Raw genomic sequence first — 2,040 nt, forward strand, 5'->3', positions numbered from 1 at the left:
AAGGCTTCGTGCTTCTGGGATTACCTCACCACAAGCAAGGCAAAATCTTATTATTACGCTTTATGAAAGTTTTTTTGCCAAGGCATTTAAGAAAACCACAGATAGGCTTGGGATTGTTTATACGCCTGTTGAGGTTGTTGATTTTATCATTCATTCTGTTGATGATGTTTTACGCAATGAATTTGGAAAAAGCTTAGGATCACGTGGTGTCTCTATCCTCGACCCTTTCACGGGAACTGGAACCTTTATCACAAGGCTTTTACAATCCAATCTCATCAAACCAGAAGATATGGAATATAAATTCCGTCATGATATCCATGCCAATGAGATTGTCTTGCTCGCCTATTACATAGCTGCCATTAACATTGAATCGACGTATCATAGTCTTATGAAAGGTGAGTATATTCCCTTTAAGCATATTGGTTTGACCGATACGTTTCGAATGCTTGAAGAGAAGAATCTGCTACAGGAATTATTTAAAGAAAACAGTGAATATTTGGAACTTCAAAAGAAACTGAATATTAAAGTTATCTTTGGCAATCCTCCTTATTCTATGGGACAAAAGAGCGAAAACGACAATGCAAAGAATACGCCTTATCCGATATTAGATGACCGTATTCGTGATACATATGCCGTTCAATCGAAAGCAACCAATATACGGAGTCTTTATGATAGCTATATTCGTGCCATTCGCTGGGCTAGTGACCGTATAAAAGACCGTGGTGTGATTGGTTTTGTTACAAATGCAAGCTTTGTAGATGCAAATGCTATGAATGGTTTGCGCAAGTATCTAGTTGAAGAATTTAGCAGCCTTTACATTTTCCATTTACGTGGTAATCAACGAACCTCTGGAGAAATTTCGCGAAAAGAAGGCGGCAAGATTTTTGGTTCTGGATCACGAGCTCCCATAGCTATATCTATTCTCGTAAAAAATCCAAATGCACAACAGCGTGGTAAAATATATTTCCATGCCATTGAAGATTACAGCACAAGAGAGGACAAGCTTAAGACAATTAAGTCCTTTGGTAGTATTGGTGGTATTACACGTAATAGAAGATGGAAAACAATTACACCAGATAAACATAGTGATTGGCTTGGTCAACGTAATGACAATTTCAAAGCATTTTTAGCCATGGGTGCTAAGAAAGGACATGGTAAAAAACTATTTGAAAATTTTTCTTGTGGTCTAAAAACTAATCGTGATGCTTGGACATATAACTCAAGCCGTGAATTTTTAAAGAAAAACATGAATAATATGATTATGTTCTATAACAGCGAAGTAGAACGTTTTAATACTACCTATCGATACTCTGATCGTAAAACACGTGCAAATGCTGTAGATAATTTCGTCAATACAGATGTAAAAAAGATCAGTTGGAGTCATAATCTCAAACGAGAATTAGTAAAAGAAAAACTCTTTAAGTTTGAATGTTACAGTCTTATTCGAAGTATTTATCGTCCTTTTACAAAACAATGGCTTTATTATAATCGCATCTTTAACGATGGGGTTTATCAAATGCCTCGTATATTCCCGATAGGACAAGCGATTAAAAATAAAGTAATACAAGTTTCTACTGTTGGAGGAAGAAGTGGTTTCTCTGTCTTAATGACTAAGAAACTACCTAACCATGACGCAATAGATAAAGGTCAATGCTTTCCACGCTATATTTACGAAGACACTACAGTCTCAAAAGATAGAAACAAGAAACAAACTCATTTATTTACGAATTCTGTAGAAAAAAGCATCAATGCTGGTTTACAGAGGCGTGATGCCATTACTGATGAAGGTCTAGACTATTTTAAAGCCGCTTATCCTAATGAAACCATAACAAAAGATGATCTATTCTATTATGTTTACGGTCTTTTGCATTCGGAAGATTATCGCGCCCGTTATGCTGATAACCTTTCTAAAGAACTGCCTCGTATCCCTTGTGTAAAGAGTGCTGATGATTTTTGGAAGTTTGTAACAGCAGGGCGTGAACTGGGTCATTTGCACGTGAATTATGAGACTGTAGAGCCTTATCCAGTGACCTTTAAAAA

General features: G+C 36.4%; 1 protein-coding gene. It reads left to right on the forward strand.

All coding sequences use genetic code 11. From position 1 onward, the window contains the following. Positions 1-2,040: type ISP restriction/modification enzyme (locus ACFIQE_RS09820; protein WP_375707645.1), on the forward strand; the 2,040-nt coding region annotated here is incomplete at both ends.

The sequence above is a fragment of the Bartonella sp. AA1HLJMS genome (assembly GCF_042197445.1).
In the GTDB taxonomy this organism is placed as follows: domain Bacteria; phylum Pseudomonadota; class Alphaproteobacteria; order Rhizobiales; family Rhizobiaceae; genus Bartonella.